The 22,684-nt window shown below is 64.8% G+C and carries 23 protein-coding genes; 13 read left to right on the top strand and 10 right to left on the bottom strand.

What is annotated here, in order from left to right; translation table 11 throughout:
• Positions 1–33: 33 nt before the first annotated feature.
• Positions 34–2,214, bottom strand: a complete 2,181-nt coding sequence (treS, locus tag J1M81_RS05745; RefSeq protein WP_027495653.1) for a maltose alpha-D-glucosyltransferase — start codon at positions 2,212–2,214, stop codon at positions 34–36.
• A gap of 316 nt (positions 2,215–2,530) precedes the next feature.
• On the opposite strand from treS, the gene J1M81_RS05740 reads away from it, so the two are divergent.
• The 6 genes from J1M81_RS05740 to J1M81_RS05715 all read left to right on the top strand — a co-directional run bounded on the left by J1M81_RS05740 (position 2,531) and on the right by J1M81_RS05715 (position 8,425).
• Positions 2,531–3,031: a hypothetical protein gene (locus tag J1M81_RS05740; protein WP_032366878.1), complete on the top strand. Its 501-nt coding sequence runs from the start codon at positions 2,531–2,533 to the stop codon at positions 3,029–3,031.
• Between the two features lie 336 nt (positions 3,032–3,367).
• Positions 3,368–5,212: a molecular chaperone DnaK gene (dnaK, locus tag J1M81_RS05735; protein WP_206497703.1), complete on the top strand. Its 1,845-nt coding sequence runs from the start codon at positions 3,368–3,370 to the stop codon at positions 5,210–5,212.
• Positions 5,209–5,868 carry a nucleotide exchange factor GrpE gene (grpE, locus tag J1M81_RS05730; RefSeq protein WP_206497702.1) on the top strand — a complete coding sequence of 220 codons (660 nt, stop codon included), beginning with the start codon at positions 5,209–5,211 and terminating at the stop codon, positions 5,866–5,868. The genes dnaK and grpE overlap by 4 nt, the downstream gene beginning before the upstream one ends.
• A 31-nt stretch (positions 5,869–5,899) precedes the next feature.
• Positions 5,900–7,078 carry a molecular chaperone DnaJ gene (gene dnaJ, locus J1M81_RS05725; RefSeq protein WP_032371878.1) on the top strand — a complete coding sequence of 393 codons (1,179 nt, stop codon included), beginning with the start codon at positions 5,900–5,902 and terminating at the stop codon, positions 7,076–7,078.
• Positions 7,078–7,494, top strand: a complete 417-nt coding sequence (locus J1M81_RS05720) for a heat shock protein transcriptional repressor HspR (protein ID WP_045841157.1) — start codon at positions 7,078–7,080, stop codon at positions 7,492–7,494. Before dnaJ ends, J1M81_RS05720 begins: the two co-directional genes overlap by 1 nt.
• Positions 7,495–7,678: 184 nt before the next feature.
• The gene (locus tag J1M81_RS05715; protein WP_206497701.1) at positions 7,679–8,425 is read left to right on the top strand and encodes an FAD-binding oxidoreductase; all 747 of its coding nucleotides are present in this window, start codon (positions 7,679–7,681) and stop codon (positions 8,423–8,425) included.
• A 41-nt stretch (positions 8,426–8,466) separates the two neighbouring features.
• Here J1M81_RS05715 and J1M81_RS05710 read toward each other — a convergent pair whose 3' ends face one another.
• Together J1M81_RS05710 and J1M81_RS05705 are read right to left on the bottom strand one after the other, a co-directional pair.
• The gene (locus tag J1M81_RS05710) at positions 8,467–8,868 is read right to left on the bottom strand and encodes a MarR family winged helix-turn-helix transcriptional regulator (protein ID WP_206497700.1); all 402 of its coding nucleotides are present in this window, start codon (positions 8,866–8,868) and stop codon (positions 8,467–8,469) included.
• Positions 8,865–10,280, bottom strand: a complete 1,416-nt coding sequence (locus tag J1M81_RS05705; RefSeq protein ID WP_206497699.1) for an MFS transporter — start codon at positions 10,278–10,280, stop codon at positions 8,865–8,867. The genes J1M81_RS05710 and J1M81_RS05705 overlap by 4 nt, the downstream gene beginning before the upstream one ends.
• 158 nt (positions 10,281–10,438) lie before the next feature.
• Between J1M81_RS05705 and J1M81_RS05700 the strand changes: the two genes are divergently transcribed.
• Positions 10,439–10,669 (top strand): hypothetical protein, encoded by a 231-nt coding sequence (locus J1M81_RS05700; protein ID WP_027495662.1) that lies wholly within the window; start codon positions 10,439–10,441, stop codon positions 10,667–10,669.
• Position 10,670: 1 nt separating this feature from the next.
• Here the strand turns inward: J1M81_RS05700 and rsgA are convergent, their stop codons facing one another.
• From rsgA to J1M81_RS05685, 3 genes are all read right to left on the bottom strand, one after another.
• On the bottom strand, positions 10,671–11,720 hold the full coding sequence (rsgA, locus tag J1M81_RS05695) for a ribosome small subunit-dependent GTPase A (RefSeq protein WP_206497698.1): 1,050 nt from the start codon (positions 11,718–11,720) through the stop codon (positions 10,671–10,673).
• Positions 11,721–11,861: 141 nt separating this feature from the next.
• Entirely contained in the window at positions 11,862–13,310 is a 1,449-nt protein-coding gene (locus tag J1M81_RS05690) for a trehalose-6-phosphate synthase (protein WP_206497697.1), read from the bottom strand.
• A gap of 52 nt (positions 13,311–13,362) precedes the next feature.
• Positions 13,363–13,536 (bottom strand): hypothetical protein, encoded by a 174-nt coding sequence (locus tag J1M81_RS05685; protein WP_008710019.1) that lies wholly within the window; start codon positions 13,534–13,536, stop codon positions 13,363–13,365.
• A 105-nt stretch (positions 13,537–13,641) separates the two neighbouring features.
• Between J1M81_RS05685 and J1M81_RS05680 the strand changes: the two genes are divergently transcribed.
• From J1M81_RS05680 to J1M81_RS05665, 4 genes are all read left to right on the top strand, one after another.
• On the top strand, positions 13,642–15,390 hold the full coding sequence (locus tag J1M81_RS05680; RefSeq protein ID WP_206497696.1) for an ABC transporter ATP-binding protein: 1,749 nt from the start codon (positions 13,642–13,644) through the stop codon (positions 15,388–15,390).
• On the top strand, positions 15,387–17,135 hold the full coding sequence (locus tag J1M81_RS05675; protein ID WP_032399230.1) for an ABC transporter ATP-binding protein: 1,749 nt from the start codon (positions 15,387–15,389) through the stop codon (positions 17,133–17,135). The genes J1M81_RS05680 and J1M81_RS05675 overlap by 4 nt, the downstream gene beginning before the upstream one ends.
• Positions 17,136–17,204: 69 nt before the next feature.
• Complete coding sequence (locus J1M81_RS05670; protein ID WP_206497695.1) at positions 17,205–17,777, top strand: TetR/AcrR family transcriptional regulator; 573 nt, start codon at positions 17,205–17,207, stop codon at positions 17,775–17,777.
• Positions 17,774–18,262 carry an FBP domain-containing protein gene (locus J1M81_RS05665; protein WP_206497694.1) on the top strand — a complete coding sequence of 163 codons (489 nt, stop codon included), beginning with the start codon at positions 17,774–17,776 and terminating at the stop codon, positions 18,260–18,262. The genes J1M81_RS05670 and J1M81_RS05665 overlap by 4 nt, the downstream gene beginning before the upstream one ends.
• A 62-nt stretch (positions 18,263–18,324) precedes the next feature.
• On the opposite strand, the gene J1M81_RS05660 is transcribed toward J1M81_RS05665, so the two are convergent.
• From J1M81_RS05660 to J1M81_RS05650, 3 genes are all read right to left on the bottom strand, one after another.
• Positions 18,325–18,537: a hypothetical protein gene (locus J1M81_RS05660; protein WP_206497693.1), complete on the bottom strand. Its 213-nt coding sequence runs from the start codon at positions 18,535–18,537 to the stop codon at positions 18,325–18,327.
• Positions 18,538–18,731: 194 nt separating this feature from the next.
• On the bottom strand, positions 18,732–19,385 hold the full coding sequence (locus tag J1M81_RS05655) for a hypothetical protein (RefSeq protein ID WP_032389807.1): 654 nt from the start codon (positions 19,383–19,385) through the stop codon (positions 18,732–18,734).
• 31 nt (positions 19,386–19,416) lie between these two features.
• Positions 19,417–19,944: a hypothetical protein gene (locus tag J1M81_RS05650; RefSeq protein WP_032367327.1), complete on the bottom strand. Its 528-nt coding sequence runs from the start codon at positions 19,942–19,944 to the stop codon at positions 19,417–19,419.
• Between the two features lie 92 nt (positions 19,945–20,036).
• Between J1M81_RS05650 and J1M81_RS05645 the strand changes: the two genes are divergently transcribed.
• Together J1M81_RS05645 and J1M81_RS05640 are read left to right on the top strand one after the other, a co-directional pair.
• The gene (locus J1M81_RS05645; protein WP_027495671.1) at positions 20,037–20,846 is read left to right on the top strand and encodes an alpha/beta fold hydrolase; all 810 of its coding nucleotides are present in this window, start codon (positions 20,037–20,039) and stop codon (positions 20,844–20,846) included.
• Positions 20,847–20,936: 90 nt separating this feature from the next.
• Positions 20,937–21,197 (top strand): MbtH family protein, encoded by a 261-nt coding sequence (locus J1M81_RS05640; RefSeq protein ID WP_027495672.1) that lies wholly within the window; start codon positions 20,937–20,939, stop codon positions 21,195–21,197.
• A gap of 10 nt (positions 21,198–21,207) precedes the next feature.
• On the opposite strand, the gene J1M81_RS05635 is transcribed toward J1M81_RS05640, so the two are convergent.
• Positions 21,208–22,671, bottom strand: coding sequence for a threonine/serine exporter ThrE family protein (locus tag J1M81_RS05635; protein ID WP_206497692.1), 1,464 nt, complete (start codon positions 22,669–22,671; stop codon positions 21,208–21,210).
• Between the last annotated feature and the right edge of the window lie 13 nt (positions 22,672–22,684).

Raw genomic sequence — 22,684 nt, 5'->3', positions numbered from 1 at the left:
GAGTCTATCCGTCAGCGGTGCTGCGACGCCGTCTCACCGCAGCACCACCGCGACGCCCTCGTACGGACCGAGGTTCATCGGGAAACTGTGCAGTTCGTCGACCGTCGCGATCTCGTTGTCGTCGAACACATCGATGGCGCAGGTGCCGGGCACCAGGTGCTTGGACTGAATAGTTGCGCTGATCTCGTCGGACGAGAAGTTCAGCACCGTGGCCTGGATGGTGCCCTGGCCGAGTTCGTGCACCATCACCAACAGGCTCTTGTGCGAGACCGTCGGAATGTCGATCTGCTGCGCCGTGGCAATTCCGTACTTGTTGCGCAGCTCGATGATTCGAGCCAGCTGCCGAGCGAACGACTGCGGGTCGGCCAACTGCTCCGGTAGCGACCCGTACAGGCTGCGTCCACGGGGAATGCCCGACTCCGAGCGCACGGCGTCGGGGAAATACCCCATCAGGTCGTGTGCGCCGCGGTTGAGCCAGCGAGTGTCGCCCTCCTTGATGAGATCCTCGACCTCGTCGGCGGCGATCGGAAGAATGCCCAGCAAGTCCCAGCCGGACAGTGCGAACACGCCGGGCTGCAGTGCGTTGTACATGGCGAGCAGCAGGTGCGCTCGTTTGACGGTCTCGATGTCCTGCTCGTCCATCCGATCGAGATCGCGGATGCCGAGCGACGCGGTGATCACACTGGCTGTGGTGCAAGCGATTCCGTTGGTGGTGAACGTTCGGTTGTACGGTGCCCAGCGGCCGGTGAGGCGATCGGTGAGTTCACCGCGAATGCGATCGCCCAGATCGCAGCCCTTGACCGACTCGCCGCCGTAGGCGAACTCGTCTTCTGCGTGCAGTGTCGCGAAGTGGATGAGCTCGAACGTCATCTCGTCGTGGTTCTGCAGCGCGTGCACCAACGATGCCGTGTCGACGCCATGATCACGCGCCAAAGTCATGGTAAGTCTGAGGAATTCGGTGTTCCCCATGACGAGCGCGTGCTGGTAGGCCGGACGGTTGATGAAGTCGTACGACAGGTCGGCACCGTTGGTGCCCATCGCCTTGATGTCGTCGATCGTCAGGTTCAACTCCTGGAAGGTGAACCCACCCATCTTGCGCACCACACTGGCGATCAGGTGATTCGCGGCCTCCGAGAGTGGGTGCCCCTCGGACCAACCCGGACCCTCTGCACGCCGTTCGACGCCGAGGAAACCGTTGGCGTCCAAGCGCAACGCGCCGGCACCGAGATCGGCGATGGAATGGCAGGCGTCGCCGATGACGAGGCGCATTCCCGCGAACGATGGGTCGAGCCAGTTGATGGATGGCTGACCGGCCTTGAAGTAGTGCAGGTACACCCAACGCCGCTCGACGCCGTCGATGCCGACGACGGGAGGTGTTGCGCTCCAGTTGGTTTCCTTGACACCGAGCTCGTAGAAGATCACTCGCTGCAGCTGACCGATGATGTAGCCGGCGCGAGCGAGATTGGCCTCGGCCTCGGCGTCGATGTTCTGCGAGTCCGCACCGGCGCGCACGCGGGGGAGCAGGTGCCAGTCCTGCGGCTCGATCTCGACCATGTGGTAGATGCCGGGGTAATCGGCGACGGCCATCTCGGCCAGCCGGAAGTCCGCACCCTTACCGGTGTGGCCGGGAACGATGTCGTCGATGACGATGCCGTCGTACGCGGAAGCCACGACGCACAGGCGTCGGAACTCTTCTTCCGAGCCGAAGGCGGGGTCGATCTGCATACCGATGCGGTCGAAGTGGCCGTCGACGGACGGGGTGGGACGCCACCCGTGGATGCCGCCCGCCACTTTCACCGGTCCGGTGTGCACGGCGGTGACGCCGATTTCGGAGAACGCCTGCCACAACTTCTCGTCACCGAGGGTGCTCAGGAAGCTGGTCTGCGGAGCGTTGATCACCGAGATGGGGTAGGCGGTGAACCAGACGGGTGCTCGCTCGACGGCAGCACGCGGGTCGGGATCGGCATACGGGTTCTGCCACATGCTGCCCTTGCCCGACAGCTGTTCGGCAATGAGCTTGGCATCTCGCAGCATCGACTGTTCGGTGAGCCAGTCCACGTACTCGGGATTGGACGCGACCGGCTCGCTGTCCGGTGTGGGACCACTACTTCGGTTCGCACGACGCACGGACGGACGAAGCGGTTTCGGCCGAGCCGGGTAGAACTTTTCGTCGTAGGTGATCTCGCTCGGTTCGTGCTGCACTTCGGGATCCATGTGCCTCCGTAGCCTCGCTTTTCTTCAACCCTACGTAGGGCGCGGCCGATCCGCAGGGTTGTGGTTCCCCTCTTCTTCGACCAGCGAAACCTAGCGTGTGGGCGCGCCGGGCCCGGCCCGTCGATCGGTGAGCGTCGGCCGAATCACACCAATGTCATTCCGCGCGACCGGTTTTGTTCGATATGTGAACGTCATCGAATCGATACCGCCTGGTGTGGAATGTCTGAATCGGATAGGCCATAGTGAGGAAGTACCAACTGTCCCTTCAGTCACATCAGACTCACGGGTCACATCCCCTCAGCCACAGGAGTTGTCCATGCGACGTCTTGCCCGCACATCGATCCTGGCCTCGACGGCCGCCCTGGCCGCCGGCATCGGTGCGGTCGTCCTCGTACCCATGGCCTCGGCCGAGCCCGAGACCGAGCCCGCGATGCCACTCGGCTCCGCAGTTCTCGAAAGCCCCGACCTGGTGGTCTCGATGGCCACTGTCTGCGACACCGCAGTCGAGAAGGCCCCCGAGGGCGGCGTCGTCGCACTGCAGGTCAAGGTCGAGAACAAGGGTGCCGACGACGCGTCGAACGTCAACGTCAACTACGGCGCACTGCCGGGTCTGCAGGGTCAGAACACCGAGAAGACCATCAAGGCGGGCGAGGCAATGACCTACACCGTGCCGTCGGCCGATCGCGAATGGGTCGCTCGCCCCGCCGGCGCAGCTGCCTTCGCCAGCGCACTCGATGCCGACTTCATGAACAACATCACCGGCGGACTGCTCAGCTACAGCTGCATCCCCGCACCCGCCACCGAGCCTGCCGAGTAATTCTCGTTCTGCACTTCTCTCCCGCTGCGCCGCGACGATCCCCGCCGATCGTCGCGGCGTACTGCTGTGGAGGGGCTTCGCCCCATGTGCGTGGAACTTCGTAGCAGGGGTCGAGTTTCCACTCACCTGGGTCGTTCCGCAGGCTCCACTCCTACTCACATGCGGCGCAGCCGCTCCCTCGGGAACAAATTCGCCACACCCTCCGTTGTGCAGGTCAGCAGCCTTGAGTGGATGAGGCTCAAGTTGGAAGTTGACGCGATAGATCGCGTTGTGCAAACTTGAGCGGAGTTCGCTCACCCAGGGACTGGAACCCACGCAACAACAGGAGGAAACATTATGGCTCGTGCGGTCGGTATCGACCTCGGGACCACCAACTCGGTCGTGTCCGTCCTCGAGGGCGGCGAACCGGTTGTCGTCGCCAACTCCGAGGGATCACGCACCACCCCGTCGATCGTCGCTTTCGCCAAGAACGGTGAAGTGCTGGTCGGCCAGCCCGCGAAGAACCAGGCGGTCACCAACGTCGACCGCACGATTCGTTCCGTGAAGCGCCACGTCGGCACGGACTGGACCGTGGAGATCGACGGTAAGAAGTACACCCCTCAGGAAATCTCCGCGCGCACGCTGCAGAAGCTCAAGCGCGACGCCGAGGCCTACCTGGGTGAGGAAATCACCGACGCGGTCATCACCGTTCCCGCGTACTTCGAGGACGCACAGCGTCAGGCCACGAAGGAAGCCGGCCAGATCGCCGGCCTCAACGTCCTGCGCATCGTCAACGAGCCCACCGCGGCAGCTCTCGCATACGGCCTGGACAAGGGCGACAGCGAGCAAACCATTCTCGTGTTCGACCTCGGTGGCGGCACGTTCGACGTCTCGCTGCTCGAAATCGGCGACGGCGTCGTCGAGGTCCGTGCGACGTCCGGCGACAACCACCTCGGTGGCGACGACTGGGACGAGCGCATCGTGACCTGGCTCGTCGACAAGTTCAAGGCTCAGAACGGCATCGATCTGACCAAGGACAAGATGGCCCTGCAGCGTCTGCGTGAGGCTGCCGAGAAGGCGAAGATCGAACTGTCCTCCGGGCAGAGCACCTCGATCAACCTTCCGTACATCACGGTCGACGCGGACAAGAACCCGCTCTTCCTAGACGAGCAGCTCAGCCGCTCGGAGTTCCAGAAGATCACCTCCGACCTGCTCGACCGCACCCGTGCGCCGTTCCAGGCAGTGGTCAAGGACTCCGGCATCGCCGTCAAGGACATCGACCACGTCGTGCTCGTCGGTGGTTCGACGCGTATGCCCGCAGTCTCCGAGCTGGTCAAGGAACTCTCCGGTGGACGCGAGCCCAACAAGGGCGTCAACCCGGACGAGGTCGTGGCCGTCGGTGCTGCACTGCAGGCCGGTGTGCTCAAGGGTGAGGTCAAGGACGTTCTGCTCCTCGACGTCACGCCGCTGTCCCTCGGTATCGAAACCAAGGGTGGCGTCATGACCAAGCTCATCGAGCGCAACACCACCATCCCGACGAAGCGATCCGAGACCTTCACCACCGCTGACGACAATCAGCCCTCGGTGCAGATCCAGGTCTTCCAGGGTGAGCGCGAGATCGCATCGCACAACAAGCTCCTCGGCTCGTTCGAGTTGACGGACTTGCCGCCGGCTCCGCGCGGCGTCCCCCAGATCGAGGTCACCTTCGACATCGACGCCAACGGCATCGTGCACGTCACGGCCAAGGACAAGGGCACCGGCAAGGAGAACACGATCAAGATCCAGGACGGCTCCGGTCTGTCCAAGGAAGAGATCGACCGCATGGTCGCCGACGCCGAAGCTCACGCAGACGAGGACAAGGCTCGTCGCGAAGAGGCCGAGGTCCGCAACCAGGCCGAGTCCCTCGTCCACCAGACGGAGAAGTTCGTCAAGGACAACGAGGACAAAGTCGACGCCGAGCTCAAGGGCCGCGTCGAAACCGCCATCGCCGACGCCAAGACGGCTCTCGCGGGCAGTGACATCTCGGCAGTCAAGACCGCCGTGGAGAAGCTCTCGACCGAGTCGCAGGCTCTCGGCACCGCCATCTACGAGGCTCAGGCCAAGGAGCAGGGCGGCGCAGAGGGTGGCGCGCAGGCTGCTGACGACGGTGTCGTCGACGCAGAGGTTGTCGACGAGCCCGCCGACGACACGGACAAGAAGTGACGTCGGAGAACACCGAGCAGGAACCGGTCACTTTCGTGGACAAGCGAAAGATCGATCCCGAGACCGGTGAAGTACGGGAAGGTGACGCAGTTCCCGAGCCCCTCGCGGGCACCGGAACTGCGCCCCAGCCCGGCTCGGTTGACGCAGGGAACGGCGATGCAGAGATCGACGCCGAGGTAGTGGAAGACCCGCGTGACACTCAGGTCGCAGAACTCACCGCAGATCTGCAGCGCGTGTCGGCGGAGTACGCCAATTACCGGCGTCGTACCGACCGCGAGAAGCAGTCGGGAGCGGAGAACGCCAAGGCGTCCGTCGTCTCGCAGCTTCTTCCGGTTCTCGACGACCTCGAGCGAGCTCGCCAGCACGGCGATCTCGAAACCGGACCGCTCAAGGCAGTGGCAGACAAGTTGGCAGGGGTGTTCTCGAACATCGGTTTGAGCACCTTCGGGGCCGAGGGCGACGCCTTCGACCCGGCCATCCACGAGGCCGTCTCCCATGAGGGCGACGGCAGCAATCCGGTCGTCGGCACGCTGATGCGTCCGGGCTACAAGCTCGGCGAACGCGTGCTGCGTACCGCGATGGTCGGCGTGGTCGACAGTGCTTCCGAGGGCACGGCAACAGAAGAATCGGACGCACCCGCGTCCGACGAGCAGTAAAAAGAAATAGCGCGAGAGGAGGAAACGCCCGGTGAGCCAGCGGGAGTGGATCGAGAAGGACTTCTACAAGGAGCTGGGCGTTTCCTCCAGCGCTACTGCAGAAGAGATCAAGAAGGCGTACCGAAAGTTGGCGCGGGACAACCATCCCGACGCCAATCCCGGCAACGCCGCGGCCGAGAACAAGTTCAAGGCGGTCAGCGAGGCGCATGCCGTACTCGCCGACCCGGCCAAACGCAAGGAATACGACGAGGCCAGGAGGCTGTTCGCGTCCGGTGGCTTCGGTAGCCGCGGTGGAGGCGGATTCTCCCCCGGCGCAGGCGGATTCGGCGGCGGCGGCGGCCAGACCTTCGATGTCGGCGACATCTTCGGTCAAGGCGGCGGCGGCGACGGCGGAATCGGCGACCTCTTCGGTGGCCTGTTCAATCGCGGCGCAGCTCAGCGCCCGCAGAGCAACCGTCCCCGACGCGGCAGCGATGTCGAGACCGAGACCTCGCTGCAATTCCGTGAAGCAGCGCAGGGTGTGACGGTCCCGTTGCGGTTGACCAGTCCGTCCTCGTGCACCACGTGTCACGGCAGCGGAGCGAAGCCCGGAACGAGCCCGCGGGTCTGCCCCAAATGCAACGGCCAAGGTGTCGTCAACCGAAACCAAGGCGCGTTCGGCTTCAGCGAGCCCTGCGACGACTGCCGCGGAACCGGATCCATCATCGACGACCCGTGCGTCGACTGCCGCGGCACCGGAGTGCAGAACCGCACCCGCACCATCACCGTGCGAGTACCCGCAGGCATCAGCGACGGCCAGAAAGTACGACTCGCAGGCCAAGGCGAGGCCGGACTTCGTGGAGCACCGTCCGGCGACCTGTTCGTCACCGTTCGAGTCAAGCCCGACAAGGTCTTCGGCCGCACCGGCGACGACCTCACGGTGACCGTGCCGGTCAGCTACGGCGAACTGGTCCTCGGCACCACACTGTCGGTGCCCACCCTCGAAGGACGTGTCGGCGTCAAGGTGCCACCGGGCACCGTCGACGGCCGAGTGCTACGGGTGCGTGGACGCGGCATCCCGAAGAAGTCCGGCGCAGGCGACCTGATGGTGACCGTCAAAGTTGCCGTCCCGCAGAAACTCGACGATGCTGCTACCGACGCTCTGAAGACCTATCTGGAAGCCGAGAAGGCCAGCGGATTCGACCCGCGGGCCGGGTGGGCAGGTGTGTGATGTCGGTCCCTCCCGAGGGCGGTTCCGCGAAAGCTGGTGGGGCACAAGGTGATCCTGACGCGCAGATCTTCGTGATCTCCGTCGCGGCTCAGCTGGCCGGCATGCATGCGCAGACGCTGCGCACCTACGACCGACTGGGCCTGGTCATCCCGCACCGCACCACCGGCGGAGGTCGACGCTACACACCGCGCGACGTCGCACTGCTCCGTGAGGTGCAGCGACTCTCGCAGGACGAGGGCGTCAACCTCGCCGGTATCAAGCGCATCATCGAGCTCACCAACCAGGTCGAGGCCCTGCAGGCCCGGGTCTCGGAACTGGCGCAGGAGGTCGCGAACGTGCACGCGAGCTATCGCCGCGACCTGGTGCCGATCCAACGCAACGCCCTGGTGGTCTGGAAGCCGAAACACCAGCGCTGAATTCGCCGCCTTCCCCGCAAACGCGCGCGCATTTGTCAGGTGCGCGCAGATTTGCCAGTGATTCGGTCACTATTCCGCGCGCGTTCAGCAAACGCGCGCGCGTTTGCGCTGGCGAGCCGGGCAGCAGTGGCGAACCCCGCCCGCGTTTGCGAGACACCCGGCATCGACCCCTATCCTGGTCCGCATGCAGGCGTGGAATTCGACAGTCGTTCAGTACCATCGCCTTCGGAACGACCTCGCGGTGATCAGGCTCGAGGGCGACGCGATCCCGTTCAGGGCCGGGCAGTCGGTGTCCGTGACAGTTCCTCAGAACACTGCTCTGACGCGGCGATATTCGCCCGCCCTGCCGCCGTCGCTGGACGGCAAGCTCGAATTCCATGTGCGCGCGGTACCCGCGGGGTGGGTGAGCGGGTCGATCGTCAACGAGACGCGGCCCGGTCATGTCTGGCAGATCAGTGATCCGCAGGGCGGTCTGCACGTCGACGATTCCGGGCGTGACGTCGTCATGATCGCGGGCGGTACCGGTCTCGCTCCGTTGCGCGCGATTCTGCTCGATCTCACGCGCTGGGAGCGGCCGCCGAATGTGACGCTGTTCTTCGGCGGCAAGTCGCCGCGCGATCTCTATGCAAGCGACATGCTGTGGTTGATGGCGGCCGAGTTGTCGTGGCTGACCGTCGTTCCCGTCGTAGACCAGCTGCACGAGCCGTGGGCCTCGGACCGCTGGAACGATCGTATTCACGAGGAAATTGGTTCCAGCACATCATTTTTCGAGCCGGAGCACTGCTGGGAGGGTGCTATCGCCGACGTCGTCGCGGTGCAGGGGCCGTTCCCCGACCGTCAGATCCTGGTGTGTGGTTCACCCGGCATGGAGGCCGCCACCGTGCGCGCCCTCGTCGAGATCGGAACCCCGCTCGCAGACATTCACCGCTGAAGCCGAAGCAGAAGACGAAGCAGAACCGCCGCCCCACCACATCAGGGCAGTCGCAGTATTCGACGCAGATGCGCCAGGTCCTCCGGCGGTAGTGCCGTGAATTCCGGCGGCGGGGCGTCGGCGATCGTGCGGGCTTTCTCGGCGAGGCGGCGTCCGGTGTCGGTGAGTCCGATGATGCGTCGTCGACGATCGTGGGGGTCCTCGGTGCGCAACACCAGTTCTCGCTGTTCGAGTTCGCGCACGTTCAGAGATACGTAGGGCACGTCGGAGGCGAGCAGATCGGCGAGTTCGGTGACCGTCCGATCGCCGGCCAACAGCTTGATCAGCAGTTTCGCGCGCAGGAAGCTCATCCCGGTGGCCTCGGCGACGGCCCGTCGAGTGTCGTGTACTTCGAGCATCAGCGCTCGCATCTCGCGCCAGATCTGCGCTGCTTCGCTCGTCATACGAGCACCGGTTGGTCGATACGTTCGGCGGTCGATCGTGCCCACCGGCCGGTGGTGACCAGCGCGAGCACGGTCACGACCACGCCGGCACCGGCGATGACGAACCAAGCGGGCACGGCGGCGGCAGTGAAGCCGTCGGAGATTTCTCCGACGATGCTCGCGGTGACGATCGAGCCCATGACGGCCACACCGAGCGACTGACCCACCTGCCTGCTGGTCGACGCGATAGCCGAGGCCACGCCGGCTTGGCTGCGCGGCATCCCGGACACTGCGGTGTTGGTGATCGGGGCGTTGACCATGCCGAAGGAGATTCCGAAGATCACGTATGCCGTCGCCAGCCAGGCGAAGGACGTCGTCGGCGTCGTTCTGGTGAGCATCAGCGCCGAGATCACGAAGCCGAGGCCCGCCACAAGCAGGGGGATGCGAGCCCCGAGGCTGCCGACGATGCGTCCCGATATCGGCGCGAAGATCAGCGTCATCAGTGCCATCGGCAGAGTGTAGAGACCAGCGTGCAGAGGTGAGTAGCCGCGAACGTCCTGCAGGTACAGCGTGTTGAGGAACAGGAACCCGCCGAGGGACGCGAACGCACACACGGCGATCACCGTAGCGCCACTGAACGGTGCACTGCGGAAGAACTTCAGCTGGATCAGCGGTTCATCGATTCGCGATTCGACCACCAGCAGCCCGACGAGAGAGCCGATCGCGACGGCACCCGTGAACACGATCAGCGGTGATCCCCAACCCTTCGCGGGACCTTCGATGATGGTGAAGACCAGGGACGCGAGGAACGCGAAGATGAGGAACTGACCTAGCGGATCGAACTTCCTCGCGTGCTCGGCCTTGGATTCCGGGACGAACTTCAGTGTCATCGCCAAAGCGAAGATCCCGACGGGGACGTTGATCCAGAAGATGGACTGCCAGCCGGCGCTGGTGACGAGCACGCCGCCGAGTGCCGGTCCCGCGGACATCGAGATTCCGACGACGGCACCCCACATGCCGATCGCGCCGGCGCGCTCTTTGGGGTCGGTGAAGGTGTTGGTGATGATCGACATCGCGACGGGATTCATCATCGAGCCGCCGATGGCCTGCAGCATCCGGAAGGCGATGAGCCAGCCGAGCGACGGTGCGACGCTGCACAGCAGCGAGCCGAGGACGAACGTTCCGGTGCCGATCAGGAAGAAGCGTTTGCGGCCGTACTTGTCGGCCATCGAGCCACCGAGCATCAGCAGAGATGCCACGACCAGCGTGTATGCATCGATGATCCATTGCAGACCCGATACCGATGCATTCAGATCTGCGCGCATCGACGGCAGCGCGACGTTGACGATCGTGTTGTCGGTGCTGACGAGAAACAGGCTGAGGCAGCAGATCCCGAGCACGAGATATCGGTGTCGTCGAGTCAGCTCGGCCACGTGCACCTCCGCATATTTGCTTGTACATCTACAACTATTACATGAGTACTCCTAACTTGTTCGACGAGCAAGTGGCGTCGGGCTGGTCGGTGCCCGATAGGGTGTGTGTCACAGACTGGCTCGACCCCCGATACCTGCTCGGTGAATGGAGAACAACAGTGGCTTCCGAGATCGCACCAGGCGACCTGGTTCAGGCGTCCGGGCATGCAGGCCCGTGGAAGGTGCTCGAGATTCGTCAAGGGTTGGCGTTGCTCGAGCATCACGACGGGCATCGGCTGTCGGTCCGTACGACGACGGTCGAGGTGGTGCGCAAGGCGTCGCCGCGCGAGGGCTCGGCTCCGCTGGAAGAGGCCGAGTCCGAGAGCCCCTCGCTGTTCGACGAGAGCTGACCTAGCGCCGCCCACCGTCGGCTGCGTACTTCTGGCGTAGCGACTTGGTCATCTGCTTGTATTCCCTCAACTTCTCGCTGCGCGCCCGCGCGTCGTGGCGTGACGTTGTCCAGGCGTTCTCCCGCAACAGCTTTCGGTAGTTACCCAGCCGGCGTTCGGAGAGTTCGCCTGTCTCGACGGCGGCAAGAACGGCGCAACCGGGCTCGTGTGCGTGCGCGCAGTCGCCGAAACGGCACAGTGCGGCCAGCTCGTCGATATCCGAAAAGGCGCTCGCCACTGCGTCTTCCGATCCTTGTACACCCACCGATCTCAATCCGGGAGTATCGAGCAGGGTCAGTCCCAGTCGTGGTACCGGAATCAATTCCCGACGCACCGTCGTGTGTCTGCCCTTGGCGTCCGCCTCGCGAGTGGTGCCGGTGGTGAACGCGGCGCTCCCGATCAGAGCGTTGCCGAGAGTCGATTTACCCGATCCCGACGGCCCGATGAGCGCGACCGTGCCGTGCAGATGTGCTGTCAGCGAGTCGATTCCGTCGGCCGACACCGCGCTGGTGCTGCAGACGGTGACACCCGGCGCGGCGGCCAGTACCGACTCTTCGGTGACGCGTCCGCTGTCGGTTTTGGTGATCGCGACGACGGGTACGCCGCCGCTGCCCCACGCCAGCGTGAGGTAGCGCTCGACGCGACCGAGGTCGAGAACCGTGTCCGACGCGACGGTGACCACGACAGTATCGACGTTGGCACCGAGAACCTGTGCGGCCGAGGTCGATCCGGCACTGGCTCGAACTATGGCAGTCCGGCGGGGCAGGATGTCGATCAGCCGGAACGATTCCGCGTCCAGTGCCACCCAATCCCCGGTGCAGAGGCCGTCAGGAGTGGAGCCTGCGGAACGACCGCTGACACTGCCGGTGCCGCGCGCGATTCCGTGCTTGGTGATGGCGTCGAATTCACCGCGGTCGACGCGAACCACGCGGGCGAGAACTGCGCTGTGAGAATGCTGTTCGAACTCGTCACGCCAGTGCTGGTCGAGTCCGTATTCGAGTAGAGAAGACATGCGAGAAGTCCTTCGTGGAGGAGGTGTGAGGGCTCGGGTGTGTTCTCGTCCAGGTGGCCACGATGCCCACCTCCTCACTTCTCGCATGCACAAAACCGTCGACGGCAAACTAGCAGCCGTCGACGGTGGGGGTAAAGCGATTTATCTGACGAGGTTGGTGCCCTCGGCCGGTTGTGCCAGAGCGGACAGGAACGAGCGGGCCCAGCGGTCGACGTCATGGGCCAGGACCTGCCGGCGCATGGCTCGCATGTGACGCTTGCCTGCCTCGGGTTCCTGTTCGAGCGCTCCGGTGATGGCATCCTTCACGCTGTCCAGATCATGGGGGTTGCACAGGTACGCCTGGCGCAATTCTGCAGCAGCACCGGTGAATTCGCTGAGAACCAGCGCGCCACCGAGGTCGCTGCGGCAGGCCACGTACTCCTTGGCGACGAGGTTCATGCCGTCGCGTAGGGGAGTGACCAGCATGACGTCGGCAGCGACGAAGTAGGCGAGCAGGTCCTCGCGGGGAATGGGACGATGCAGGTAGTGGACCACCGGGTGGCCCACCTGGCCGTACTCGCCGTTGATGCGTCCCACCTGCTGTTCGATCTCGCCGCGCATGGCGACATAGCTCTCGACGCGTTCACGGCTGGGCGTCGCCAATTGCACGATGACGTTTTCGGCCGGATCGACTCGGCCTTCTTCGAGCAACTCTCGAAATGCGTTGAGCCGAACGTCGATTCCCTTGGTGTAATCCAGTCGGTCGACGCCGAGCATGATCCGTTTCGGATTGCCGAGGTCTTTGCGCAGCTGCTTGGCGCGGTCTCGGACGGCCTTCGTGCGCGACTTGGTGTCGAGGTCACCGGAGTCGATGGAGATCGGGAACGCTCCGACGCGAACGGTTCGGAACCCCACCTGGACGACGCCGAGCTTGGACCGCACACCGACGGTTCCGCGTGAGGTGGTTCCCCCGGCGAGGCGTCGGGCAAGGTAGAGGAAGTTCTGCGCGCCGCCGGACAGATGGAAACCGATCAGGTCGGCACCGAGCAGTCCTTCGACGATCTCGGTGCGCCACGGCATCTGCATGAACAGCTCGATCGGCGGGAACGGGATGTGCAGAAAGAAGCCGATGGTCAGATCTGGCCGCAGAATCCGCAGCATCTTCGGGACGAGCTGGAGCTGATAGTCCTGAATCCACACCGTCGCACCCTGCGCGGCTGCCTCGGACGTCTTCTCCGCGAAGCGGCGGTTGACTTCGACGTAGGCGTTCCACCAGTCGCGGTCGTACTCGGGCTTGACGATGACGTCGTGGTACAGCGGCCACAGCGTGGCGTTGGAGAAGCCCTCGTAGTACTGGGTGTATTCCTTCTCGCTGATCGGCACCGGACGCAGGTGCAGGTCGTCCTCGACGAACGGCTCCACGTCGACGTCGGACACGCCGACCCATCCCACCCAGGCACCCTTGTTGGCGCGCAGGATGGGCTCGAGCGCGGTGACCAGCCCGCCGGGGCTGCGCTTCCATCGCGCGCTTCCGTCGGGAAGTGTCTCCAGATCGACCGGCAACCTGTTGGCTACGACGACGAAATCCGAACCCTGCGAGGCGTCAGCCACAACTGTCCAATCCGCTTGTTGATCCCTGGGTAATCAGCCCTGCGAAAACCTGTCAGTCGGTCTTCGCTACGGGGTCTATACCCAGCATCGACAACAACATGCGGCACTCGTCTGCATCGGTCGCATAGGCGGCGACGACGCGCTGGGCCTGACTGGCGGTCTCGTACTCGAGTGGGACGATGTCTTCGTCGGCGATGTCGTTGTCGGTCGATGTCTTGGCAGGCATAGTGATCTCCGTACTCTCTGCTGGACTTACTCGGTGTTCGCTGGTGCCAACTCTATGTAAATGTGACACCCCATCGCCACTTCCGGATGCCATAGGCTGCAGCGAATGACCGATTCTGTCTCGCTTCACCATGCTCGAAACGTGGTGGAGGCACCTTTCCCGGCCACCGGTGGCGCGATTCTGCGCCGCACCGTACGACGTCGTCGCACCCGCTTGATCGTCTCGTCCCTGCTCTTCGGGGTGCATCAACTGTGCGAAACGATGGTTCCGGTCGCGATCGGTCTGATCGTGTCGCGGGCGATCGACACCGGCGACGTGACGGCGATGATCGTCTCGTTGGTCGGTCTCGCGGCTCTGTTCGTCACACTGTCCTACGCCTGGCGCATCGGTGCCCGCATCATCGTCGTCGCCATCGAGCGTGAGGCCCACGATGTGCGGGTGGAGGTCGCCGGCCGCGTTCTCGACCCACGCGGACTGCGCACCGATCTGTCGGCCGGGGAATTGCTGACGGTTTCGACGTCCGATGCCGAGAAGGAATCGTGGATTCTCGATCTGATCGCGCGAGTCTTCGCGTCGGCAGTGGCGGTGGTGGCGTCGGCGGTGGCATTGCTGATCATCGACATTCCTCTCGGCCTGGCCGTCGTGATCGGTACTCCGGTGATTCTGATTGCGCTCCAGCGTCTCGCCCCGTTGCTCACCCGCGCGGCCACCGCACAGCAGGCCGAGATCGCCGGGGTATCGGGAATGGCCACCGATCTGGTCAGTGGAGTGCGTCCGCTGCGCGGAATCGGAGCAGAGGACGCCGCGACCCAGCGGTTCGTGACGTCGAGCCGAACGGCACTGGCGGCCACGCTGAGGTTGGCCCGCGCCAACAACGTCTATCAGGGCCTGGCGGCGGCGGTCAACGCGTTGCTCGCCGTCGGAATCGCCGGTACCGCAGGCTGGTTCGCGTTGCAGGGTCGCATCTCGGTCGGCGAGTTGATCACCGTCATCGGGCTCTCGCAATTCGTCATCGAACCGCTGACCGGGTTGTCCAAGGTCCCTGGCGTGGTGGCGATGGTGCGTGGCTCTGCCGACCGGCTCGCACTCGTACTCGGTGCCGACCACGTTCTGCCGCAATCGGATTCCGCTGTGCCCTCGGGTACCGATCTCACCGTCGACGAGGTCGGGTTCCGTTCGCTCGACGGCCTCACCTTCTCTGCTGCACCCGGCGAGATGCTCGGGATCGTCGCCTACCGGCCGCAGGACGGTGAGGCACTCGCCCAGGTGCTCTCCGGTCAGATCTCCGAGTCCGACTACACCGGAACGGTACGGATCGGCGGCATCGCAACAGGGGACATCGATCTCCGACGCGCCCGCGAGACCGTGCTCGTCGAGCCGCACATCACCGACCTGTTCGCCGGCACCGTTCGCAGCAACGTCACCGCAGGTCGCGCGCAGCCCGACGCCGAACTCGCCCGCGTGCTCGAGGCATCCGCGGCCACCGACGTCGTCGAACTGCACGAAGCCGGACTCGACCACGCCGTCACCGACCGCGGTGCCAGCCTCTCCGGCGGCCAACGTCAACGGGTCGCGTTGGCGCGGGCCCTGTCGGTCGACGCCCCGGTGCTGGTGCTGCACGACCCCACCACCGCGGTCGACGCCGTCACCGAGCACACGATCGCGCGCGGTATCGCCGAGCTGCGACACACCGGCAGCGCCGCGCAGACCACGATCCTGATCACCACCAGCCCTGCGCTGCTGTCGGTGACGCATCGCGTGCTCGTCGTCGACGACGGCCGCGTCGTCGCCGAAGGAACCCACCACGATCTCGCGTCCTCGGACGCGCAGTACAAGGAGACGGTGCTGCGATGACCGCCCCCGAACTTCTTCCCATCGCCACCGGTGCCCGGTCGGGCCGATGGCTGTTGGAACAGCTGCGCCTGCGCAAACTCCGTACCGCGGTGACGCTGCTCCTCGGCGCAGTGGCCGCGGCGATGTCACTTGTGCCGGTCTATGTGCTCGGCGTCCTGGTCGACCGCGTCCGCGACGGGGCCGACTCGTCGACCATCGTGGGGGTCGTCGTCGTGATCGCGGTGGCAGCGGTCATCGGCGGTGTCGTCACCGGTTTCAGCGGCTACCTGATCAGTACCCTCGGCGAGGGCATCCTGGCGTCGCTGCGTGAGGCCGTCGTGCGACGCGCTCTCCGCCTGCCGGTGGCCACGCTGGAGCGAGTGGGCAAGGGCGACTTGCTCTCCCGCGTCGGCGACGACGTCGCAGTGATGGCCAAGTCGATCGGCGAAGTGATTCCCCAGCTCGTCGGAGCATTCCTGCTGGTGTGCCTGAGCATGATCACGATGCTCGGAATCGACTGGCGTCTGGGGCTTGCCGGTCTGGTGGCATTGCCGATGTACGTGCTCGCGCTGCGCTGGTATCTGCCCCGATCGGCTCCGCTGTACGCGGCCGAACGAGTCGCTATGGGCGAGCGGGCGCAGTCCTTCGTCAGCAGCATGCAGGGCGCAAAGACTGTGCGCGCCTACGGACTCGAAGCAGAGCACCTCGGTGAGGTGGATCGAGCGTCGGCGAAAGCCCGCGACATCGGCGTCGACGTCTTCCGCCTGTTCACCCGTTTCGGCTCACGCAGTAACCGCGCCGAATGTGTCGGTCTGTCGGTGATCCTGCTGGCCGGATTCCTGCTCGTACGAGGCGATTACGTGACCGTCGGTGAGACCACGGCTGCGGCGCTGCTGTTCCATCGCCTGTTCAATCCGATCGGCACCCTGCTCTTCACGTTCGACGACATCCAGTCTGCCGGAGCGTCTCTGGCCCGATTAGTCGGCGTTGTCGACATCCCCGACGAGCGGCCGGTGGGCGACGGTTCCGTGCCTGCCGACGCCACCCTCGATGTCGTCGACCTGCGCCACTCGTACGACGGGGGTCACGAAGTACTGCACGGTGTCGACCTGCGTGTCGACGCAGGTGAGACGGTCGCGCTCGTGGGATCCACCGGTGCCGGGAAGTCGACGATCGCGGCCATTGCGGCCGGGTCCATGGCGTCGACGTCGGGCACGGTTCGTGTCGGCGGCGCGTCGCTGGACTCGTTGGGCCACCAGGGTTTACGCCGGCATGTCGCGATCGTCAGCCAGGAAGTGCACGTCTTCGCCGGCCCTCTGATCGACGACGTGTTGCTCGCGGCACCGGACGCCGGCCGCGACGACGTGGAAGCCGCACTGCGGACCGTCGGGGCCTGGGGATGGGTCGAGGCGCTCGAGAACGGCCTCGACACCGCAGTCGGCGAGGGTGGTCACCAGTTGACCGCGGCGCAATCGCAGCAATTGGCTCTGGCGCGGCTGGTTCTCGCCGATCCGGCTGTCGCGGTGTTGGACGAGGCCACCGCCGAGGCCGGCAGCTCCGGTGCCCGTGAGCTCGAACTGGCTGCGGAGGCGGCGACGAGAGGCCGCAGCACATTGGTCGTGGCGCATCGCCTCACCCAGGCCGCTGCCGCCGACCGCGTCGTTGTGCTCGAGCACGGGAAAATCGTCGAGCAAGGTCCGCACGACGAGTTGGTCGCTGCCGGTGGGCGTTACGCAGAGCTGTGGGAGGCGTGGCAGGGCCGCTGATCGCTTTAGTAATTTGCCTATAGCTATTAGTTTTGGCTACGGTGTCCTCGGAAGATGGAGGAGGCCGACATGGCACGCGCAGGATTGACCGCGCAGCGCATCGTGGCAGCAGGAGCGGATCTGGCCGACGAGGTCGGCTTCGATCGCGTGACTGCCAGTGAGTTGGCGCGACGCTTCGACGTCAAAGTGGCGAGTCTGTATTCGCATCTGAAGAGCGCGCATCAGCTCAATGCCGGCATCGCTCTGCTGGCGTTGGAAGAACTGGCCGACCGGGTGGCAGAAGCGTTGGCGGGCAGGGCAGGCAAGGACGCGTTGGTGGCAGTGGCCGACGCGTACCTGGTCTATTCGCGCGAACATCCCGGCCGGTACGCGGCCACTCAATTTCCTCTCGACCACGAGACGGCGATCAACAGTGCCGGGGTGCGGCACTCGGCGATGATGAAGGCGATCCTCCGTGGGTATCACCTGAGCGAGGTCGACCAGGTGCACGCTGTTCGACTGTTGGGCAGTGTCTTTCACGGTTTCGCCAGCCTCGAAGCGGCCGGCTCGTTCGCTCACAGTGCACCCGACTCGCAAGAGTCGTGGGCCCGAATCCTCGACGGAATCGACACACTCCTACGGCAATGGAGGCAGGAACAATGAAGCCGATCTCCGAACGCGACATCAGATCGTCGTTCGTCAACTCGTCCAAGGGTGACGCCACTCGGCTTTCCCTCCCCGATATGTTCGACGAAACGCCTTGGGAGGATCTCGATTTCCTCGGCTGGGGCGACCCGAAGCTGGCGGGACGAAGCTACATCGTCGTACCGCAGGAAGATCGACTCCGTGCAATTGCGTTGCGATACAAGGCAGGTGGACCGCGGACTGCGCAGATGTGCAGCATCTGTCTCACCACCCACGCCAACGGCGGTGTGTCGCTGATGGCCGCTGCGAAGGCAGGGGAGTCCGGGCGACGCGGCAACACCGTCGGTACCTACATCTGCTCGGATCTCGCATGTTCTCTGTACGCACGCAAGAAGAAAACACCGGCCCTGGGACGACAGTTCAAGGAGGACTTCGACGTCGACACCCGCACGGCGACGGTGAGGGACAATATCGACGCATTCCTCGCTCGCATCGTCGGCTGATCGTCGCTGCGCTCCCGTCGTGCGTGTTGTGCGCCCTCAGCGGTACGCACAACGCGCACGACCTAGCTCTTTTTGCTGGACCGCTGCGGGCGCAATGCTGTGAAAAGCCAGGCCGCTGCCGCGACGGTTGCCAGACCCCAGCCCGCGATGCCGGCCCCGGGGAAGTCCAGTCTTGGGATGGCGAGAACCCCGAAGATCACCAAAGTGGCGAACAGCGGCGAGAGTCTGCGCCGGGCGCGGATAAGTCGAGTGGACTCGGTTCCCGTTTGTCGCATGCGCATCTACCCTCCTCGTCAATGTGTTCGGCGAACCTACAGTAAACCGGGCAGTCGGGCTTCGCTGGTGCGCCCCGGTCGATGCTCTCAGAGTGTGGCACCCAACGGTTGCAGCGCGCACCAGCCCCGCACCGAGAATACGGTGCGGGGCTGGAAGAGGTTGTTGCTGAGCTCGATTCGAGAGAATCGGGCTGTCAGTCCTTGTTCTTCTCCGCGATGAACAGCTTCTCGATGCGCTCCGCCTCGTCCTTCTTGGCGTCGGCTTCCTCGGATCGCTCTGCGGCCTCGGCCAATTCGGCCTCGGACGGTGCTGCAGCCAACTTCTCCTGCTTGTCGACCTGAGCCTGCTGAGTCTTCTTGCGGTCCTCGGCTGCCTTGGCCGCCGCGGCAGCTTGCTCGTCGGCCTTCTTCTTCTTTGCAGCCGCTTCGCGTTCGGCTTCCTGAGCGGCCTCGCGCTTGCGCTGCTCGGCTTCCTGTCGCGCGTCGCGGGCCGCTTCCTGGGCTGCGGCGTCGGCGGCCCGCCGGTCCTGCTCGGCGGTCTCACGAGCCGTCTTCAGGTCGGCGTCCGCGGCAGTCTTCTTCGCACGTGCCTCGGCGTCCAGGCGTGCTGCTTCGGCGCGGTTCTCGGTGCTGTCGACCAGAGTCTCACCGCGATCGGCAAGACTCCTGTCTCCCAACAGGTTTCCGACGGCACGATCGAGGGATCCGAGCGTGTGCTCGTAGGCGAGCCGCGCCGGTGATTCCGCATCCATCTTCACGACGACGTTGGTCTCGATGAGCTGCAACGGAATTCGTGCGATCTTGTACTGAAGTCTCAGGATGGTCAGTGGTAGGGCCAAAACACTCATGTAGTCGAACTCCTAGATCAGCAGTGGGGGGTTAAGCCTGGTTGCGAAGCTCTTCGGCTTTCTTGCGGTCGGCTTCGGCCTGCAGCAACGCTTCCTGGTGCTTTTGCGCAGCCACCATTTCGTCCGCATCTGCCGCGGCCTGCTCGGCTTTGCGCTCCTCGGTCGCTTCGATCTGTTCGGCCGTTGCGTCGACCTCGGCTGCCGCTCGTTCCTGCGCCACGGTCTCACGCTTGTTCTGCTCGGCCGCGGCCACCTGGGTCTCTCGAACGCGGTCTGCGTTCGCCTCGGCAACTGCCGCGTTCTCTTCCGCGGCCTCGCGTCGACTGTCTGCCGCAGTCCGCACGTCGGCCAGCTCCTCGGCGGCCTCGGTGGCCTGCGCATCGGCGACGCGTTCGGTGGCCTGCGCCTCCTTGCGTTCGCGAGCCTGAGCGGCCTGCAACTGGCCCTCGGCCGTCAACGAGTCGTTGCCGGTGACAGCGCCGACGACCTCTTTGGCTTTGCCCTTGATCCCGTCGAGCATTCCTTTGCGTGCTTCGCCCGCTACGTTCTCGTCAGTCATGTAACTGCAGGTACCCACTGGCTGTTCGAGTAACCCCACGTCGACCTCGGACGATACGATCGCCGACGAAAGCATCAGCAGTGAGGAGACGTATGCCTATCGCGAAGATCAACGGCATCGACGTGAACTACCAGGTCAAGGGCAGTGGAGACCTGGTCGTTCTGATAATGGGCACCGGCAGTCCCGGCCGAGTGTGGGAACTGCATCAGGTACCGGCCCTCCTGGCGGCCGGCTACCGGGTGTGCACCTTCGACAACCGCGGTATCGCGCCGTCGTCGGAAAGTGCGACCGGTATCACCATCGACGCCATGGTTGCCGACACCGAGGGCTTGATCGAACTGGTCCGCGACGGTGCCGAGAAGGCCTTCGTCGTCGGAACGTCGATGGGCTCTCGCGTCGCGCAGGAGTTGGCTCTGAAGCGTCCCGATCTGGTTCGCAAGGCGGCATTCCTGGCCGGGCACGCGCGGGTCGACGAGTTCCAGAAGACGCTCGCCCAGGGCGAGCGGGCGCTCTACGACAAGCGCGTCGAGCTGCCGGGCACGTACTCGGCCGCGGTGACGGCGGTGATGAACCTGTCGCCCGCCACGTTGCGCGATGCGCGAACGGCTCGCGATTGGCTCGACCTGTTCGAGTTCTCGGCATCCTCACCATCCGCCGGGGTGCGCGCGCAGCTGGGCATGGACGACGATTTCGACCGCACCAACGCCTACCGGGCAGTGTCGGTGCCGTGTCTGTCGGTCGGGTTCGCCGACGATCGGATGATCCCCGCCTACCTGGGCAAGGAGCTCGCCGACGCCATTCCGGGGGCTCGATACGTGGAGATCGCGGACGCCGGGCACTACGGATATCTCGAGCGTCCCGAGGCCGTCAATGCGCACTTGCTCGACTTCTTCAAGGCCTGACGCCACCTGAGCACGACCTGCGTTGCTAGGGTCGTGTGGCACCTCACGGTGCAGACTTACCAATCAAACGTTCGCGACGAGTGAGGCGAGATGAGTACCAACCCGTTCGATGACGAAGACGGACGCTTCTTCGTGCTGGTCAACGACGAAGATCAGCATTCGCTGTGGCCGACGTTCTCCGAGGTCCCTCAGGGGTGGCGTGTCGTCTTCGGTGAAGACACCCGCGCTGCGTGCCTGGAGTACGTCGAGAAGAACTGGACCGACATGCGTCCGCGCAGCCTGCGTGAGGCCATGGAGGCCGACGCAGCTGCCCGCGCAGGTGCTGAGGGAACCCCCAGCACCGAGGCTTGAGTTCCGCCTTCTACGAAGGACTCGTACCGCGCCGCCGACGAACCGTCGGTCGGCGCGGTTCTTCTCTGCGGCGAAGCGTCGGGCGCAGTAGTTCCTCGGTGCGTGCCAGGATCCGGGGTCGACGCAATGTTCGCGCACCCCACTCGCCCAATGTGACGCCCGCAGCCAGACCACAGCCGATGCCGAACGCCGCGAAGAGCGAGCTGATACCGAGCAGCAACTGGTCGTTGAGAATCGCGTACAGACCTCGGTAGAGCGAGAGACCGGGCAGCAACGGAGTGATACCGGCGACGGCAACGATGAGCGGCGGAATGAGCGCTCGACGTGCAAGGAGACCACCGGCGAATCCGACGACCGTGGCCGCGATGGCAGACGCGATGATCGGACCCACAGCCAACGTCTGCGACATCAAGTAGACGAGCGCACCCGCGAAGCCGCCCATGAACGCTGCCGTCAGTGCGCGCCGCTCGGCGTAGCAGGCGAGCGCGTAGAACAGTGACGCGGCCGCGCCGGCGAGGACCTTGGTGGGCACCTGTGTGATGTCCGGGGGAGGCAGGTTGCTGATCTGCGGCAGATCGCTCCCGATCAGGGCCGCCAGCCGCAGCGACGTGGCAACGCCGGCAATGATGCCGCCCGTCATCATCAACACTTCGAAGAATCTGGCCGACGCGGTGATCGGTGCTCCGGTGATCGCGTCCTGTACCGAGCCGACGAGCGAAAGCCCCGACAGCAGCACCGTCACCCCGGCACCGATGATCACCGACGGGGAGATGTCGATATTGAGCTGATCCTGAAAGTTGTACAGAGTGATCGCCGGGGTGGCAGCGACGAATCCGCCGACCACCTGCTGAAAGAAGAAGGGCAGTCCGGCGCGGTTGAGGATGCGGCCGATTCGGTCGATCACCATCGTCGTCAGGAAGCTCACCACAGCCACCAACGAGCCGCCGCCGAGCAACACACCGATCGCCGCCGCCATGCCCGCCCACGCGAAGGTCGCGATCCACCGGTTGTACGGGTGCGGGGCCGAGGTGATCTCGTCGAGGCGATCACGCGCAATGCTCGCCGGGACCACCTTGACGCGCACCGAGCGAATAAGTCGGTCGACCGCCGCCAGCCGCGTGAAGTCCATCGAGCGGTAATGGACGATGCGCATCGTCGACGCCGGCGGACGCGTCGGACCGCGATGTGCGCTCAGCGTGATCGAGTTGTACGTGACGTCGACATCGCATCGTGCGAGGCCGTACGTCGCGGCGATGAACTGCACCTGCGTCGCCGTATCCACCGCAGACGTGCCCGACGCCAACAACACCTCGCCGACGCGAACCGCCAGCTCGAGGACCTCGGCGACCGTCGCATCGTCGGTCAGATCGATAGGGCGAAGAGGTGACGGCGCGGCGGTCGGTGTATCGATGGTGGCCCGACGCTCACCGGTGAGACGGCTCAGCGAAGCCGTCAGGTCTTGCAGGAAAGTCATGACCGTCTTTACG

The sequence above is a fragment of the Rhodococcus sp. KRD175 genome (genome assembly GCF_017168275.1).
Taxonomy (GTDB): domain Bacteria; phylum Actinomycetota; class Actinomycetes; order Mycobacteriales; family Mycobacteriaceae; genus Rhodococcoides; species Rhodococcoides fascians.
Note: the sequence above shows the minus strand (reverse complement) of the source record. Positions and strands in the feature narration are given on the sequence as shown.